16 protein-coding genes are annotated in these 16957 nt (G+C 45.3%); 11 read left to right on the top strand and 5 right to left on the bottom strand.

Going from position 1 to position 16957, the window contains the following annotated elements:
* Nucleotides 1-3: 3 nt before the first annotated feature.
* The 5 genes from melA to MY9_RS15020 are packed head-to-tail and all read right to left on the bottom strand — an operon-like array spanning nucleotide 4 to nucleotide 5401.
* Nucleotides 4-1302 carry an alpha-galactosidase MelA gene (gene melA, locus MY9_RS15040; RefSeq protein ID WP_014665057.1) on the bottom strand — a complete coding sequence of 433 codons (1299 nt, stop codon included), beginning with the start codon at nucleotides 1300-1302 and terminating at the stop codon, nucleotides 4-6.
* 19 nt (nucleotides 1303-1321) lie between these two features.
* A complete protein-coding gene (locus MY9_RS15035; protein WP_014665056.1) occupies nucleotides 1322-2152 on the bottom strand; it encodes a carbohydrate ABC transporter permease in 831 nt (276 codons plus the stop codon).
* Nucleotides 2149-3060: a carbohydrate ABC transporter permease gene (locus tag MY9_RS15030; protein ID WP_014665055.1), complete on the bottom strand. Its 912-nt coding sequence runs from the start codon at nucleotides 3058-3060 to the stop codon at nucleotides 2149-2151. The genes MY9_RS15035 and MY9_RS15030 overlap by 4 nt, the downstream gene beginning before the upstream one ends.
* Nucleotides 3053-4333 carry an ABC transporter substrate-binding protein gene (locus MY9_RS15025; RefSeq protein WP_014665054.1) on the bottom strand — a complete coding sequence of 427 codons (1281 nt, stop codon included), beginning with the start codon at nucleotides 4331-4333 and terminating at the stop codon, nucleotides 3053-3055. Before MY9_RS15025 ends, MY9_RS15030 begins: the two co-directional genes overlap by 8 nt.
* A 33-nt stretch (nucleotides 4334-4366) precedes the next feature.
* Entirely contained in the window at nucleotides 4367-5401 is a 1035-nt protein-coding gene (locus tag MY9_RS15020; RefSeq protein ID WP_014665053.1) for a LacI family DNA-binding transcriptional regulator, read from the bottom strand.
* A gap of 217 nt (nucleotides 5402-5618) precedes the next feature.
* On the opposite strand from MY9_RS15020, the gene MY9_RS15015 reads away from it, so the two are divergent.
* The 11 genes from MY9_RS15015 (at nucleotide 5619) to MY9_RS14965 (ending at nucleotide 16918) form a co-directional block, all read left to right on the top strand.
* Nucleotides 5619-6518: a dienelactone hydrolase family protein gene (locus MY9_RS15015; RefSeq protein ID WP_014665052.1), complete on the top strand. Its 900-nt coding sequence runs from the start codon at nucleotides 5619-5621 to the stop codon at nucleotides 6516-6518.
* Between the two features lie 73 nt (nucleotides 6519-6591).
* On the top strand, nucleotides 6592-7074 hold the full coding sequence (locus MY9_RS15010) for a hypothetical protein (RefSeq protein ID WP_337445508.1): 483 nt from the start codon (nucleotides 6592-6594) through the stop codon (nucleotides 7072-7074).
* Between the two features lie 187 nt (nucleotides 7075-7261).
* Nucleotides 7262-8038: a 6-carboxyhexanoate--CoA ligase gene (bioW, locus tag MY9_RS15005; RefSeq protein ID WP_041521405.1), complete on the top strand. Its 777-nt coding sequence runs from the start codon at nucleotides 7262-7264 to the stop codon at nucleotides 8036-8038.
* Entirely contained in the window at nucleotides 8028-9374 is a 1347-nt protein-coding gene (gene bioA, locus MY9_RS15000) for an adenosylmethionine--8-amino-7-oxononanoate transaminase (RefSeq protein WP_014665049.1), read from the top strand. The genes bioW and bioA overlap by 11 nt, the downstream gene beginning before the upstream one ends.
* On the top strand, nucleotides 9364-10533 hold the full coding sequence (bioF, locus tag MY9_RS14995; RefSeq protein WP_014665048.1) for an 8-amino-7-oxononanoate synthase: 1170 nt from the start codon (nucleotides 9364-9366) through the stop codon (nucleotides 10531-10533). The genes bioA and bioF overlap by 11 nt, the downstream gene beginning before the upstream one ends.
* Entirely contained in the window at nucleotides 10530-11225 is a 696-nt protein-coding gene (bioD, locus tag MY9_RS14990) for a dethiobiotin synthase (protein WP_014665047.1), read from the top strand. Before bioF ends, bioD begins: the two co-directional genes overlap by 4 nt.
* 2 nt (nucleotides 11226-11227) lie before the next feature.
* Nucleotides 11228-12235, top strand: coding sequence for a biotin synthase BioB (bioB, locus tag MY9_RS14985; protein WP_014665046.1), 1008 nt, complete (start codon nucleotides 11228-11230; stop codon nucleotides 12233-12235).
* 68 nt (nucleotides 12236-12303) lie between these two features.
* Nucleotides 12304-13491 (top strand): cytochrome P450, encoded by a 1188-nt coding sequence (locus MY9_RS14980; RefSeq protein ID WP_041521404.1) that lies wholly within the window; start codon nucleotides 12304-12306, stop codon nucleotides 13489-13491.
* Between the two features lie 77 nt (nucleotides 13492-13568).
* Nucleotides 13569-14330 carry an NAD-dependent epimerase/dehydratase family protein gene (locus MY9_RS14975; RefSeq protein WP_014665045.1) on the top strand — a complete coding sequence of 254 codons (762 nt, stop codon included), beginning with the start codon at nucleotides 13569-13571 and terminating at the stop codon, nucleotides 14328-14330.
* 207 nt (nucleotides 14331-14537) lie between these two features.
* Entirely contained in the window at nucleotides 14538-15398 is an 861-nt protein-coding gene (locus tag MY9_RS14970) for a carbohydrate ABC transporter permease (protein ID WP_080478349.1), read from the top strand.
* A 23-nt stretch (nucleotides 15399-15421) separates the two neighbouring features.
* Complete coding sequence (locus tag MY9_RS14965) at nucleotides 15422-16918, top strand: extracellular solute-binding protein (RefSeq protein ID WP_014665043.1); 1497 nt, start codon at nucleotides 15422-15424, stop codon at nucleotides 16916-16918.
* The last annotated feature ends 39 nt before the right edge of the window (nucleotides 16919-16957 follow it).

Raw genomic sequence — 16957 nt, 5'->3', positions numbered from 1 at the left:
TTTTTATTTGTATTCCGGAAGCCAATCGCCATGTGCTGCAAATAAATCGTCACACATGGAAATGATGTCCTTCATGGAAAGCTCCGCACTTGTATGCGGATCAAGCATTGCAGCTTGGTAAACCGCTTCTTTTTTCCGTGTGACAGCCGCTTCGATTGTCATCAGCTGTGTATTAATATTCGTCCGGTTTAAGGCTGCAAGCTGCTCAGGCAGTTCTCCCGAGAAGCACGGTGTAATTTTTTTTCTGTCGGCGACGCATGTCACTTCCACAACCGCTTTTGAAGGAAGGTTGGTGATCAGTCCTGTATTCAAGACGTTTCCTCCGAAGGTGAATGGCTCGTTTGTTTCCATTGCTTCTATAATTCTAGAACCATATTCCTTGGAGCGTTCGTGCGTAAGGTTTTTATTGTTGACAATGTCATCCCGCATTTTCTCCCAATTTTCAATCTGCTTGACGCACCTTCTCGGATATTCGTCGAGCGGGATTTGCAGCTCGCTGATCAGTTCAGGGTAATTCCGTTTAATAAAGTACGGGTGATACTCTGCGTTGTGTTCGGATGATTCCGTGACATAATAGCCAAACTTATCCATTAATTCAAACCGCACCATATCATGATGCTTTGTTTTTTGTTTTTCTTTCGCTCTCCTTTTGATTTCTGGATACAAATCTGCGCCGTCTTTTTTGACTTCCAAAAGCCAAGCCATATGATTGATGCCCGCAATGCGTTCCTCAATTCCGTCATGCTCCATTCCGAGAGCTTTACATAAATCCTTCGTGCACACTTGGACACTGTGGCAGAGCCCGATTGTTTTGATATTGGTATAGCGAAGCATGGCGCCTGTAAGAGAAGCCATAGGATTTGTATAGTTTAAAAACCACGCATCCGGGCACATTTCCTCCATATCTCTTGCGATGTCAAATAAGACCGGGATTGTTCTGAGAGATCTGAATATCCCGCCGATGCCGACTGTATCGGCGATCGTCTGGCGCAGCCCATACCGTTTAGGAATCTCGAAATCGATGACTGTGCTCGGCTTGTAACCTCCAACCTGAATCGCATTGATGACATAGCCTGCGTTTTGCAAGGCAAGTTTTCTGTCATCATAGCTGTTGATCGCCACACTCGGGTTATAGCGGTCTCTTAGATTTTCGAGCATGAGCTGGGATTCCTGCAGGCGTTTGGGATCAATGTCGTAAAGCGCGAACTCAAATCCATTCAGTGCCTCTGTTAACAGGCAGTCTCCCAACACATTTTTGGCGAAAATCGTGCTTCCTGCGCCGATAAATGTAATCTTTTTCATATTGCTTCCTCCTTTAGTGTTAACCCTTTACCGCTCCGGAAGACAGGCCGGCAATAAAGTATTTTTGCAGCGCCAAAAACAGAACAACCATTGGCAGCATTGCCATAAGCGCCGCTGCGGCAACTAAATGCAGGTTGTTGGCGTTTTCTCCGAAAAAACCTGCCATGGCTACTGTTAATGTCTGAACCTTTTGATCTTGTAAAAAGAAAATGGCAAATTGATAGTCGTTCCATATAAAAACACAAGAAATAATACAGATGGTTGCAGTGATCGGCTTCAGCAGAGGAAACACAATCGTAAAAAAGATTTTCAGCATCCCTGCGCCGTCAATTCTTGCGGCTTCTTCAAGCTCTTTTGGAATGGTCGATCGGATAAAGCCCGAATACAAGAATACGGTTAACGGCATGTAAGCCGCTGTATTGATCAAAATGGCGATGGCGTGTGTATTGACCATTCCGGCGTCCACGACCATTCGGTACAAAGGGACCATGGATGTTAACGGAGGGATGATCATAATGGAAATCAGCAAGGCAAAAACGGCTTTATTCAGTTTTGTTTCCCGCCGGGCAAGCGGGTAGGCGGCAAGTGAGCCGAATATAATTAATAACAAGGCAGAAAAACCTGTGATGATCATGGTGTTCATAAAAGAGTTTCCTAGCGAAGCACGCTCCCACGCCTCTGAAAAATTGTGAAAGGAGATGTCGGCTGGAAATATCCATTTCGAACTGTAGTCTCCTTTTGCTTTCAATGAAGTAGTCAGCAGAATATAAAAGGGAATAAAATGCGCACAGGCTACAATGGCGGCAAGAAGCATAATGATCCGCGTGTTTTTTGAACGGGCGGCTCTCATGACATTTCCGCCTCCTTTCTTTTAAAGTACGCAAGCGCGCAAAAGCTGATGATCAAAATGACAAATGCCATAAATATGCCTTGTGTTGCAGCATAGCCGGCATCCTGTCGCTTGAAATACAAATCATACATAAACGTGGACATGGATTGTGATGCATTTCCGGGACCGCCCGCGGTGAGCGCAATGATGACGTCGAACAGCTTTAAGCCTCCGATAATGTTGATGACCATATTAATGGTAATGGAGGGCATTAACAGCGGCAGCGTGATGGTGAAAAACTGCTGGCCTTTTTTCGCGCCATCCATTTGTGCTGCTTCATAGTAATCTTTCGGAATGCTTTGCAGCCCGGCTAAGTAGACAACCATAGCGATCCCGACATATTGATAGGTGTTAATCATGACAATAATCCATGGATTGAGCGATGGACTGGCGAGCGCATTAATAGAGCTGATGCCGAAGACACCGAGCAAATCGTTGAGCGCGCCTCCGTCATAGGAGAAGAAAAAGTACCAAATGTAGCCCATAATGAGCGGGCTGATCATCACCGGCAAATAGACAATTGTTCTTGTTAGCGCTTTCGTTTTAATGCTTTGATTCAAGAGGAGAGCGTACAGAAGCCCGACCACATTTTGAAAAAAAGTGCTGCCAAGCCCATAAAGCAGGGTGTTTTTTAAGATGTGCCACGTGTCAGGGTCAGAAAACAGCCTTTCATATTGCGCGAATCCTACCCATTGGTAGACTTGTGAAAAGCCGTTCCAGTTTGTAAAGGTAATCAATGTGCCTTTCACAAACGGGTAAATCATAAAGACCAGAACGGAAAGCAAAGCAGGAATGTACATCCACCAAAGTGAGGACTGCTTTTTTGGCTTAACCTGTTTCACATGAACGTCCCTTGCGATCTCACTCATTGTTTTCAGCCCCCTGTGTTTCCGATTGCTCCCGGAGTCGTTTATATTCTCTTCCCAGCTTCTTCGAAATGTCTTGAGGCTCCAAAATGTCAGCCGTAAGCTCCTGTCCGACCGTGCCCAGGACATCCCACATTCCGTTTGGCAAGTATAAACGGTCGAAGTAAGGCTCAACTTTGACATTTTGATAATGCTCATAATCATTTGCGTAGAAAATATCAGCTTTCACATTGGTCAGCCCTGAAGGAAGCGATGTGGCCTCAGCCATTTGTTTGGCATTGGCCGGGCGGGCCATAAATGCGATAAATTCTTTTGCCTCTTCTAAGTGAGGCGAATCTTTCCATGCTGCAAGCGTGTAGCGTTCACCGCCAATCCATATTGGGTCATCACCGGGATGTATGGCAGGTGTCGGGATAATGCCGACCTTGACGTTCGGATTGATCTGGGCAACGTCTTGGCCGAGTGTGCCGCCTTGCATTGTAAAGGCGATTTTGTTTTGGGCCATTAATTCAATAAGCTGTGATTTTTTTGCCGTGACGGCGTCGATGTTTATCAATTTTTCTTTCTGCATTTGTTTGAGGATTTCTGATAAATAAGTGAATTTACTCCATTGAAAAGTGCCGTTGATGAGCTGTTTTTTTTCATTATGGGCAGGGTCTGTGATGAGAAGAGGTGTAGCGAATTGGTCGTAATATTGAGCGAATGAGCTTTTGTCATAGCCGGCAAACCAGAAGGGCACAATCTTTCCCTTACTCTTTTCTTTAATCGTTCTCAGCGCTTTCATAAAGTCATCCATGGTTTCCGGCGGGGCAATGCCATAACGGTCTAAAACATTGCGGTTATACGCCAGGCCGTCTTTTGCCTGATTGATCGGATAGGCATACACCTTTCCGCTTTTGTTTTTGAGGATGCTGTTTAAATTGGGATCGAGATCCTGAGTCCATTCCATCTCCCGGAGATCCGCTGTATATTCTCCGTACCTGATTTTCCCCCAGCCATGTGTATCGAATAAATCAGGCAAATCATTGGCCGCCATTCTGACACGCATCATATTTTCATAGTCATTGCCTGGGAAATGAAGGCTGACATGAATGTCACTGTGTTCCTTTTCGAATGCTGCCGCCAGTTTTCTGAACGTATCTCTTTCACTGTCGGTTGACATTGTGGAATAAATGGTTAACGTCTTTTTTGCGGTATCTGCTGAGCTTTTCTCTGCTGAGCATCCGGGCAGAATAAGCAGAATAAGAGAGAGAAATAAAACAAAAGTGTGTTTCATCTTTTCCTCCTTATCATCGTGATGAATATTTGCTTATGTCACCTCCTTAGCTGTACATCCGCAGCTTTGTCTTACGATTAATGTTGTGGGCAGGGTGACATGGTGGGGAAGGGTTCGTCCATTAAGACGGTCAAGCAGCAGTTTTACGCCTGTCCGGCCCATTTCCTCTGTGTATACCTTCACCGTCGTTAAAGGCGTGCTGGCAAATTCAGCTTCCTCAATCCCGTTAAAGCTTACGATTGCAGTATCCCGCGGCACTTGCAGCCCGGCTTCCTGGAGCGCTTTTAATGCACCGATCGCCATGGAATCGCTGGCAATAAAGAATGCTTCAGGCAGATGGCCTTGAGCGATTGCTTTTTTCATCAGGCGATAGCCCTCACGCATGCTGTATTCTCCGATCAGCACATGCTCAGGCTGGGGGGCGGCTGACTCCAAAAAAGCGGTGAGGCGTTTGTCTTCAATGGTTCTGCGAATGCTTTGGCCGTCCTTCAGCGTATGCTCTTTTTCCTGTCCGCCAATGTAGCCTAACCGTTTGTAGCCTAAGTCGAAAAGATGATCAATCGCCTGGCGTGAAGCCGATTCAAAATCGATGCCAATCGAATCGTATGTTTGCGGATCAGGAGAATGATTGATGAATACGGCATGCTCCAGCTTTCCGCTAATATGCTTAACCGCTTCATCATGAACACGGCCGATGACAATGACACCATCCAATTCCCGAAAGATATGTTCCTGAAAGGAGCCGAGATGAATCGAGTTTGTAATAAAAATTTCCTGTTCAAAGCATTCCTTTTCAATGCCTTTGCGAATGGAAAAAAAATAAGGGTCCTGCCTTTCCTGATCAGGGGACAGACAGCTCAGCACGCCGATCAGCGGCTGGGCCCGCGGTTTTTGCCCGCGGGCTTTCCGGCGTTTGGCAACGGTTTGATAACCAAGCTCTTCAGCGATATTGATGACTCTTTGTCTCGTTTCGCCCGCAACAGAAAGCGACTCATCTTCATTTAAAATTCTGGAAACAGTTGCACTGGAAACATTAGCTTTCAAAGCGATATCTTTAATACGAACCATGGGAATCCCTCTCATCTATTTAGTAAAATATTAACTCACCTGTTTTTGATAAATTGATACTATCATATAAAAGTAAGCGGTTACAATAATTATTTTCGGAATATTTCGTTATATTTACTAAATATTTAGTAAAGGATGTGATTTGTTTTGGAAAAATAAAGGGGAACCCAGATCTGTCTCGTAAATGTGAAGTAAGCGAATAAGGAAGGGTGATGGGATGAGAGCTGAAAGAAGAAAGCAACTGTTTCGATTGCTTGGTGATTTGCCTGACCGGAGGCCAATCAGTGTTGAGACATTACGTATTGTAGAAAGAGGAGAAAATATCGTTGAAACGCTCCTGCTTAATTTAAATGGACTTGAAAAGGTGCCCGCTTATTTTGTGAAGCCGAGGATAACAGAAGGAGCTTGCCCAGCCGTATTGTTTCAGCATTCACATGGGGGCCGGTATGACAGGGGGAAAAGTGAACTGATTGAGGGAGCGGATTATTTGAAAACGCCTTCTTTTTCTGATGAGCTTACTTCTCTCGGATACGGCGTGCTTGCGATTGATCATTGGGGATTTGGAGATCGGCGGGGAAAAGCGGAAAGCGAGATTTTTAAAGAAATGCTTCTGACCGGAAAAGTGATGTGGGGGATGATGATTTATGACAGTTTAAGAGCGTTAGATTATATGCAGTCACGCTCTGATATTCAGTCTGACAGGATCGGTACCATCGGCATGTCTATGGGAGGGTTGATGGCGTGGTGGACAGCGGCGCTCGATGACCGGATTAAGGTGTGTGTTGATTTGTGCAGCCAGGTAGATCATCACGTGCTGATCAAAACACAGAATCTTGACAGGCACGGCTTTTATTATTGCGTCCCATCGCTTGCAAAGCATTTTTCCGCATCGGAGATCCAAAGCCTGATCGCGCCGCGCCCGCACCTTAGTCTTGTTGGAATACACGATCGGTTAACGCCGGCCGAGGGCGTGGACAAAATCGAAAAAGAACTGGCAGATGTCTATGCTGGACAGGGAGCTTCTGATTGCTACCGGGTGGTCCGTTCTGCTTCAGGACATTTCGAAACAGCAGTCATGAGGCATAAAGCAGTCCGTTTTTTGCAAACATGGCTGTGACGGTTACAGGAAACAGGCGGAAAGGCGCAGAATTGAAGCGAGGGAAGTGGAACCAATGGAATGACAAGACATAATGGATTGGGCTTTCCGGCGGCATCTCAATCCATTCAGCTGGTATATTCGACCCCTTTTTTTATTAGTATTGGTTTATGCTGCGTATAAGCGCAGCTGGAAAGGAGTCATCGTCACTTTTGTATTGATGATGAGCAGTATGGTCTGGTTTCCGGAACCTGAGAAGATTGATCTGCAAATGAAAAAAGTGCTGGAATTCGAGCAAATGCTTTTAAGCAGTCCGGTCTCGGCTGTTTTAACAATTGCTTTCATGCTGGTTTTTCTCGGTTTTATTTTGGCTGCTTTCTGGAAGCGGTCACTTGTATTTGGTTTAATCCTATTGAATGTGACACTTGTTGGGAAGGTGGTCCTGTCCTTATTATTCACAGGTGAGAATGGTTGGGCACCGTTAGGCAATACGATTTTTGGGCTGATGATGGTCAATGGAATCAGCCTGTTCATCAAGTATCGAATTCAAAAAAAACGCAGAGGAATAGACATCTAAGGCTAGGACCGTTTTACTGTAAAACGGTCTTTTTTGCTCGTTTCAGGTCCGGCCCCACAATTCCTATATTGACAGAATCGTATGTGAATAATAATATTCTAATTGTTAACTTTAATTTATAAATGGTTAACATTTAGAATAGGATGTGATATACGTTCTTTAGTTATCAGTGAAAGGGCGAGGAAACATGCAAGAAGAAACATTTTATAGTGTCAGAATGAGAGCTTCTATGAATGGATCTCATGAAGACGGCGGAAAGCATATATCCGGCGGAGAACGGCTTATTCCTTTCCATGAGATGAAGCGTACAGTCAATGCCTTATTGGAAAAAGGGTTATCCCATTCAAGAGGAAAGCCTGATTTTATGCAAATTCAATTTGAAGAGGTTCATGAACCGATAAAAACCATTCAGCCATTGCCTGTTCATACGAATGAAGTGAGCTCCCCGGAAGAAGGACAAAAGCTCGCCCGATTGTTATTGGAAAAAGCAGGCGTTTCACGAGACGTGATTGACAAAGCATATGAACAAATGCCTGAATGGTCTGATGTCAGGGGAGCGGTGCTGTTTGATATTCACTCAGGCAGGCGAATGGATCAAACAAAAGAAAAAGGCGTGCGGGTCTCCAGGATGGACTGGCCGGACGCTAATTTTGAAAAATGGGCGCTTTACAGTCACGTGCCGGCACATTCAAGAATAAAAGAGGCCCTTGCGCTTGCTTCAAAGGTAAGCTGGCACCCGGCAGCCATTGCAGAATTATGCTGGTCGGATGATCCGGATTACATAACAGGCTATGTTGCGAGTAAAAAACTGGGCTATCAGCGTATTACAGCAATGAAAGAATATGGAGCTGAAGCGGGCTGCCGAGTCTTTTTTATTGATGGCTCCAAAGATGTAACCACGTACATACATGATCTGGAGAAGCAGCCTATTTTAATAGAGTGGGAGGAAGATTATGACTCATGATTTGATAGAAAAAAGTAAAAAACATCTCTGGCTGCCATTTACCCAAATGAAAGATTATGATGAAAACCCCTTAATCATCGAAAGCGGCAAGGGAATCAAAGTCAAAGACATAAATGGAAAGGAATACTATGACGGTTTTTCTTCAGTTTGGCTAAATGTCCACGGGCATCGTAAAAAGGAATTAGATGACGCCATAAAAAAGCAGCTCGGAAAAATCGCGCACTCCACGTTATTAGGCATGACCAACGTTCCTGCAACCCAGCTTGCTGAAGCATTAATCAACATCAGCCCAAAAAAGCTTACGCGGGTCTTTTATTCAGACAGCGGTGCAGAAGCGATGGAAATAGCCTTAAAAATGGCGTTTCAGTATTGGAAGAACATCGGGAAGCCCCAAAAACAAAAATTTATCGCCATGAAAAACGGGTATCACGGTGATACGATTGGCGCCGTCAGTGTCGGTTCAATTGAATTGTTCCACCACGTATACGGCCCGTTGATGTTTGAGAGTTACAAGGCCCCGATTCCTTATGTGTATCGCTCTGAAAGCGGTGATCCTGATGAGTGCCGTGATCAGTGCCTGCGAGAGCTTGAACAGCTGCTTGAGGAACATCACGAGGAAATTGCCGCGCTTTCCATAGAATCAATGGTACAAGGGGCTTCCGGTATGATCGTGATGCCGGAAGGATATTTGGCAGGGGTGCGCGAGCTGTGTACAACATACGATGTCTTAATGATCGTTGATGAAGTTGCTACAGGCTTTGGCCGTACAGGAAAAATGTTTGCGTGCGAGCACGAGAATGTCCAGCCTGATCTGATGGCTGCAGGTAAAGGCATTACAGGAGGCTATTTGCCAATTGCTGTTACGTTTGCCACGGAAGACATCTATAAGGCATTCTATGATGATTATGAAAACCTAAAAACCTTTTTCCATGGCCATTCCTATACAGGCAATCAGCTTGGATGTGCGGTTGCGCTTGAAAATCTGGCATTATTTGAATCTGAAAACATTGTGGAACAAGTAGCGAAAAAAAGTGAAAAGCTCCATTTCCTTCTTCAAGATCTGCTTGCTCTTCCACACGTGGGGGATATTCGGCAGCTTGGCTTTATGTGCGGTGCAGAGCTTGTTCAGTCGAAGGATACCAAAGAGCCTTATCCGGCTGATCGGCGGGTTGGATACAAAGTTTCCTTAAAAATGCGAGAGCTGGGAATGCTGACAAGGCCGCTTGGGGACGTGATTGCATTTCTGCCTCCTCTCGCCAGTACAGCTGAGGATCTCGAGGAAATGGTTGCCATTATGAAACAAGCGATCCATGAGGTTACGAGCCTTGAAGATTGATTCATGGCTGAACGAGCGGTTAGACAGAATGAAGGAAGCCGGCGTACATCGTAACCTGCGGTCAATGGATGGAGCTCCGGTTCCGGAGAGGAACATTGATGGCAAGAATCAAACGGTCTGGTCCTCAAACAATTATTTAGGACTTGCAAGCGATAGACGTTTGATCGATGCAGCCCAAACAGCATTGCAGCAATTTGGGACAGGAAGCAGCGGCTCACGTTTAACGACAGGCAATTCGATCTGGCATGAAAAGCTAGAAAAGAAGATTGCCTGCTTTAAACGGACAGAAGCGGCGCTATTGTTTTCGAGCGGTTATTTGGCCAATGTCGGTGTCCTTTCATCTTTGCCAGAAAAGGAAGATGTCATTTTAAGTGACCAGCTCAATCATGCAAGTCTGATCGATGGCTGCCGACTTTCTAAGGCTGATACAGTTGTTTATCGGCATATTGATATGAATGATCTTGAAAACAAGCTGAATGAAACGCAGCGTTATCAGCGCCGTTTTATCGTAACAGACGGAGTATTCAGCATGGATGGCACGATTGCTCCTCTAGACCAGATCATCTCGCTTGCGAAACGCTATCATGCCTTCGTGGTCGTTGATGATGCCCACGCAACAGGAGTTTTGGGTGATTCAGGGCGAGGAACGAGTGAATATTTTGGTGTTTGTCCCGACATTGTGATCGGCACCTTAAGCAAGGCTGTTGGCGCGGAAGGAGGTTTTGCGGCAGGATCAGCTGTCTCCATCGACTTTTTGCTGAACCATGCCAGAACATTTATCTTTCAAACCGCTATTCCGCCAGCCAGCTGTGCGGCTGCTCACGAGGCTTTCAACATGATTGAAGCCAGCAGGGAAAAACGGCAGCTTTTATTTTCTTATATCAGCATGATCAGAACCAGTCTGAAGAATATGGGTTATGCCGTGAAAGGAGATCACACGCCGATTATTCCCGTGGTCATCGGCGATGCCCATAAAACGGTCATATTTTCTGAAAAGCTGCAGGGCAAGGGAATTTATGCTCCTGCCATTCGGCCGCCGACCGTTGCGCCAGGTGAAAGCCGGATTCGAATCACAATCACGTCGGATCACAGTACGGGTGATATTGATCATTTGCTGCAAACATTTCATTCAATCGGAAAGGAGCTGCACATCATTTGAGGGGTTTTTTTGTGACAGGAACAGATACAGAAGTGGGGAAAACGGTTGTATCCAGCGGAATCGCCGCATTATTGCGAGAACATAACAAAGATGTTGGGGTGTATAAACCATTTTTAAGCGGTATATCACGCCATCATCCAGATAGTGATACAAGTCTGCTGAAAGACATGTCGCAGACCGGTCTCTCTCATGAAGACATTACGCCTTTTGCCTTCAAAGCGCCCCTTGCACCATACGTTGCAGGGAAACTCGAGGGAAAGACTGTCACCATGGAAGAGGTTTTAAGCCATTGGGGGCGGATTAAAGAAAAACATGAATGCTTCATCGTAGAAGGTGCGGGCGGTATTTCTGTGCCATTGGGAGAGGATTATTTGGTCAGTCATGTCATAAAAGCGTTACAGCTTCCCATGATTATTGTGGCGCGTCCAAACCTTGGAACCATTAATCATACCTTTTTAACTGTCAAATATGCAGAAAGCATGGGACTTCCAATCGCCGGAATTATCATCAATGGAATCAGTGATTCTCCCGATCAAGATGAAAAAACCAATCCTGAGATGATTGAACGCTTATGCGGTGTGCCGGTTTTAGGGATTACGCCAAAGCTTGCCAACGTGACGAAAGAAACGGTTCTACATATGGTAAAAGACCATATCAATCTATCATTACTGATGAATCAAGTGGGGGTATGAGAATGAATCAATGGATGGAACTCGCAGACCGGGTGCTGGCTGGAGCAGAAGTGACAGACGAAGAGGCGCTTTCAATATTAAATTGTCCGGATGAAGATATTTTGCTATTAATGCACGGGGCTTTTCACATCAGAAAACACTTTTACGGAAAAAAAGTAAAGCTCAATATGATTATGAATGCGAAATCAGGGCTCTGCCCGGAAAACTGCGGCTATTGTTCACAGTCTGCCATTTCGAAAGCGCCAATTGAGTCTTACCGGATGGTGAATAAGGAAACGCTGCTTGAAGGCGCAAAGCGGGCGCACGATCTGAATATCGGCACATATTGTATCGTGGCAAGCGGCAGAGGGCCGTCCAACAGAGAAGTAGATCAGGTCGTAGATGCGGTACATGAAATTAAAGAGACGTATGGATTGAAGGTTTGTGCGTGCCTCGGACTGTTAAAGCCAGAGCAGGCGAAGCGGCTCAAAGAGGCAGGAGTAGACCGTTATAATCATAATTTGAATACCTCGCAGAGAAACCATTCAAACATCACGACCTCACATACATACGATGACAGAGTCAATACGGTTGAAATCGCCAAAGAATCTGGACTGTCTCCGTGTTCAGGCGCCATTATCGGAATGAAGGAGACAAAACAGGATGTCATTGACATCGCCAAAAGCTTAAAGGCTCTTGACGCGGATTCCATTCCGGTGAATTTTTTGCATGCGATTGATGGTACGCCATTAGAAGGCGTCAACGAATTAAACCCGCTGTATTGTTTAAAAGTGCTGGCGCTGTTCCGTTTTATCAATCCATCAAAAGAAATTCGCATTTCCGGAGGAAGAGAGGTCAATCTCCGCTCATTGCAGCCATTAGGGCTTTACGCCGCAAACTCCATTTTTGTCGGAGACTACTTAACAACTGCCGGGCAAGAGGAGACCGAGGATCATAAAATGCTGAGTGATTTAGGCTTTGAAGTTGAATCAGTCGAAGAAATGAAGGCCAGTTTAAGCGCGAAAAGCTGAAAGAATCAATAAAAGCAATCGGTGTGATGTCGATTGCTTTTATTTTTGAACAGAAAGGAGAAGATCACATGACAATTGCATCTTTACATGCATCTTCTGAGTTTTTGAAAAATCCATATCCTTTTTACGACACATTGCGAGCTGTTCATCCTATATATAAAGGGAGTTTCTTTAAATATCCGGGCTGGTATGTCACGGGATATGAAGAAACGGCAGCTATTTTGAAAGATGCGAGATTCAAAGTCCGCACACCGCTGCCTGAAAGATCAGCCAAATATCAGGACCTTACACATGTGCAAAATCAAATGATGCTGTTTCAGAATCAGCCTGATCATCGACGATTGCGGACGCTTGCCAGCGGAGCATTTACGCCGCGAACAACAGAGTGTTATCGGCCGTACATCATTGAAGCTGTTCACCAGTTGCTCGATCAGGTGCAAGGTGAAAAAAAGATGGAGGTCATTTCGGACTTTGCTTTTCCGTTAGCAAGCTTCGTCATCGCTAACATTATAGGTGTGCCGGAGGAAGATCGGGAGCAATTAAAGGAATGGGCTGCGAGTCTCATTCAAACGATTGATTTTACCCGGTCAAGAAAGGGATTAACAGAGGGCAATCATATTGCTGTACAGGCTATGGCATATTTCAGAGAGCTGATTCAAAAGCGAAAACACCACCCTCAACAGGATATGATCAGCATGCTCTTGAAGGGGAAAGAAAAGGATAAGCTGACGGAAGAGGAAGCAGCATCTACGTGCATATTGCTGGCGATCGCCGGACATGAGACAACGGTCAATCTCATCAGCAATTCAGTCCTTTGTCTGCTGCAACACCCAGAACAGCTTTTGAAACTGAGAGAAAATCCAGATCTTATTGGTACAGCAGTCGAGGAAACTCTGCGATATGAAAGCCCCACGCAAATGACAGCCAGAGTTGCGGCAGAGGATATTGAAATCAGCGGGGTGACAATCCGTCAAGGAGAACAAGTCTATCTTTTGTTAGGGGCGGCTAATCGAGATCCAAGCATATTCGCACACCCCGATGTCTTCGATATTACGAGAAGCCCTAATCCGCATCTTTCATTCGGGCATGGCCATCATGTTTGCTTAGGGTCCTCGTTGGCACGATTAGAAGCGCAAATTGCGATTAACACCCTTCTGCAGCGAATGCCCAGCCTGAAGCTCGCAGATTCTGAATGGCGATATCGGCCGCTTTTTGGATTTCGGGCGCTTGAAGAGCTGCGGGTGATTTTTGAATAAACCAAAGCATGTGAGTGCCAAAAAAAGTGTCAGCCCCGCCGAAAATGGGCAATCTATAAAAAAGGGGAGTGAACACAGTGAAAAAAGTGCTGATTGCCGGCGGAAATGGTGTGATAGGGAGACTGCTTGCTGAAGGGCTTATTTCAGATTATGAAGTGACAGTGCTTGATAAAGACCATTTCGATGGCACAGCCTCTTTCATTCAGGCTGACGCCGCAAATTACGAGGATCTCTTGAAGAAGATTCCGAAAGATACCGATGTGATCTTAAATTTACTGGCTGTCAAAATTAAATACGATGTCATGGACATCGCTGAGTTTGAAAAAATGACGGATGTTTTCTATAGGGCAAGCTATTATCTGTGCCGCGCGGCAGCAGAGCTCGGCATTCAAAAGCTCGTGTTCGCCAGCAGCAATCATGTCACAGATGTATACGAAAAAGACGGGCACTCGCTCTTAGGACGGGAAATCACAACAAGCGATTATCCGCTGTCAAAAAACTTGTACGGTGTATTAAAGCTGACGTCTGAACAGATCGGCCATTTGTTTTATTTGGAAAAAAAGCTTTCAGTGATCAACCTTCGAATCGGAACAGTCGTCACAGATGAAATGGATACGCTGCATGAAAAAGAACGGACGAAAAAGACACTGCTTTCTCACCCTGATCTGCTGTCAATTTTTAAAGCCGCCATTGAAACCAATATCCGGTACGGCACTTATTACGCCGTCTCTGATAATCCGGGCCGGCCATGGTCCATTGAATCTGCTGTCAATGAACTTGGTTTTTCGCCACAAATCAATACGGCCGAGCTTCTGAGCGAGGAGGAAAACGGAGCATAATCATTTTCTAAGATTATGCTCTTTTTCTTTTGTCATTGGCTTTCATGTGCGGGATTCCCCACCCGGTCTGGGGCTCTGTTCAAATGATTATAGACATGGCAATTACTGATTTGCTACATTTTAGACACGATATCGTCACATGCTGCAGCTTGTTTAGGAAAGAATGATAACGCTTACAAAAGAGAGGTGGGAGCTATCGCACATTCACTGAAAAGTCGCTTGTTTGATATGTTGATTTACGGGTTTTTGCTGATGTTCGCTTTAATATGCGTACTGCCGTTCATTCATGTCATCGCAGCATCCTTCGCCACAGTAGAAGAAGTTGTGTCGAAAACATTTATTTTAATACCGACCACTTTTTCGCTAGATGCTTATCGCTACATTTTTTCAACAGATATTATTTATAAGAGTTTGCTTGTTTCTGTGTTTGTGACAGTGATAGGTACTGCAGTCAGCATGTTTTTATCTTCACTGATGGCTTACGGGTTATCCCGCCGTGAATTAATCGGACGGCAGCCGCTCATGTTTCTTGTTGTATTTACGATGCTGTTCAGCGGCGGCATGATTCCGACTTTTCTTGTGGTCAAATCGCTTGGATTGCTCGATTCTTACTGGGCGCTCATTTTGCCGACAGCCATTAATGCTTTTAACCTGATCATTCTGAAAAACTTCTTTCAAAATATCCCGGCAAGCCTGGAAGAGTCCGCGAAAATCGATGGGTGCAATGACCTGGGCATTTTCTTTAAAATCGTGCTGCCGCTGTCTCTGCCTGCGATCGCAACGATTTCATTGTTTTATGCGGTCACGTATTGGAACACGTATATGACAGCGATTTTGTACTTAAATGATTCAGCAAAATGGCCGATTCAGGTGCTTCTGCGCCAAATCGTCATTGTATCAAGCGGCATGCAGGGGGATATGTCAGAGATGGGCTCGGGCAGCCCGCCGCCTGAGCAAACGATTAAAATGGCAGTCATAGTGGTGGCGACCATCCCGGTTCTGCTTGTCTATCCGTTTATACAAAAGCATTTTGCAAAAGGAGCTTTACTGGGATCTGTTAAAGGATAAAAAATATGAAACGGAGGGGTACGATGGGAAACAAATGGAGGGTGCTTTTCATGGTGCTTGTACTGGCACTCGGCGGAGTGCTGGCAGGCTGTAAAGGGGCTGATCAGTCTTCTGCTGAAGGCAAAGCTGAATCGGATTCAAAGGTCAAGCTGTCTTGGATGGCGATTTTGTATCACCAGCAGCCGCCGAAAGACAGGGCGATTAAAGAAATTGAAAAGCTGACAAATACAGAACTCGACATCACCTGGGTTCCAGACGCGGTGAAAGAAGACAGGCTGAATGCGGCGCTTGCAGCCGGCAATCTTCCGCAAATCGTCACCATCCAGGATATTAAAAATTCGTCAGTCATGAATGCCTTCCGGTCAGGAATGTTCTGGGAAATCGGCGATTATATCAAGGATTATCCTAACTTAAACAAAATGAACAAACTCATTAATAAAAACGTAACCATCGATGGCAAGCTCTACGGGATATACAGAGAGCGACCGCTTTCCAGACAGGGAATCGTCATTCGGAAGGACTGGCTGGACAATTTGAATTTGAAAACGCCGGAAACGCTTGATGAGCTTTATGAAGTGGCCAAAGCATTTACGGAGGACGACCCGGACAAGGATGGGAAAGATGATACGTTCGGGCTGGCAGACCGTAATGACTTGATTTACGGCGCGTTTAAAACGATTGGCTCGTATGAAGGCATGCCGACAGATTGGAAGGAATCAGGCGGCAAATTCACCCCTGATTTCATGACACAGGAATATAAAGACACGATGAATTATATGAAAAAGCTGCGTGATAAGGGGTATATGAATAAGGATTTTCCCGTCACAAGCAAAACCCAGCAGCAGGAGCTTTTTTCTCAAGGAAAAGCCGGCATTTATATTGGCAATATGGTAGATGCCGTCAATCTGCGCGACCATGCTTCTGATAAATCGATGAAGCTTGAGATCATCAACCGCATAAAAGGCCCAGATGGGAAAGAGCGGGTATGGGCATCAGGAGGCCATAACGGCGTGTTTGCTTTCCCGAAAACGAGTGTGAAAACGGAAGCTGAGCTTAAACGGATCTTGGCATTTTTTGACCGGATTGCCGAAGAAGACGTCTATAGCCTGATGACTTATGGCATCGACGGCGTGCACTACAACAAAGGAGAGGACAAAACGTTCACACGCAAAGAAAGCCAGGTAAAAGACTGGCAGACTGATATTCAGCCGCTGTCCGCCTTAATTGCCATTGATAAAGCCTACTTAAAAAACACGGGAGACCCGCTTCGGACGGCGTATGAGGAGCTGACTGAGGACAATGAAAAGATCATCGTCTCAAATCCTGCTGAAAGCCTGTATTCCGCATCGGAGTCGGAACGGGGGGATGAACTGAAGAAAATCATTGATGATGCGACCTATAAATATATGATTGGCGACATCACAGAAAGCCAGTTCGATAAAGAAGTGGAAAAATGGGAGTCGAGCGGAGGAAAACAAATTATTCAGGAATACGAAGAAGCGTTTAAACAAACAAAATAACACTGGAAAAACCCAAAACCGCTTGCGTGTTTTGGGTTT

This window comes from Bacillus sp. JS, from assembly GCF_000259365.1.
Classification (GTDB): domain Bacteria; phylum Bacillota; class Bacilli; order Bacillales; family Bacillaceae; genus Bacillus; species Bacillus stercoris.
This window is presented reverse-complemented; position numbering and strand designations above follow the sequence as displayed.

Coding starts and splice junctions, on each gene's coding strand:
- bioA (WP_014665049.1), top strand. CDS start 8,028: ATGACTCATGATTTGATAGAAAAAAGTAAAAAACATCTCTGGCTGCCA.
- MY9_RS15030 (WP_014665055.1), bottom strand. CDS start 3,060: ATGAGTGAGATCGCAAGGGACGTTCATGTGAAACAGGTTAAGCCAAAA.
- bioB (WP_014665046.1), top strand. CDS start 11,228: ATGAATCAATGGATGGAACTCGCAGACCGGGTGCTGGCTGGAGCAGAA.
- bioW (WP_041521405.1), top strand. CDS start 7,262: ATGCAAGAAGAAACATTTTATAGTGTCAGAATGAGAGCTTCTATGAAT.
- melA (WP_014665057.1), bottom strand. CDS start 1,302: ATGAAAAAGATTACATTTATCGGCGCAGGAAGCACGATTTTCGCCAAA.
- MY9_RS15010 (WP_337445508.1), top strand. CDS start 6,592: ATGGATTGGGCTTTCCGGCGGCATCTCAATCCATTCAGCTGGTATATT.
- MY9_RS15015 (WP_014665052.1), top strand. CDS start 5,619: ATGAGAGCTGAAAGAAGAAAGCAACTGTTTCGATTGCTTGGTGATTTG.
- MY9_RS15025 (WP_014665054.1), bottom strand. CDS start 4,333: ATGAAACACACTTTTGTTTTATTTCTCTCTCTTATTCTGCTTATTCTG.
- MY9_RS14965 (WP_014665043.1), top strand. CDS start 15,422: ATGGGAAACAAATGGAGGGTGCTTTTCATGGTGCTTGTACTGGCACTC.
- MY9_RS15035 (WP_014665056.1), bottom strand. CDS start 2,152: ATGAGAGCCGCCCGTTCAAAAAACACGCGGATCATTATGCTTCTTGCC.
- MY9_RS15020 (WP_014665053.1), bottom strand. CDS start 5,401: ATGGTTCGTATTAAAGATATCGCTTTGAAAGCTAATGTTTCCAGTGCA.
- MY9_RS14980 (WP_041521404.1), top strand. CDS start 12,304: ATGACAATTGCATCTTTACATGCATCTTCTGAGTTTTTGAAAAATCCA.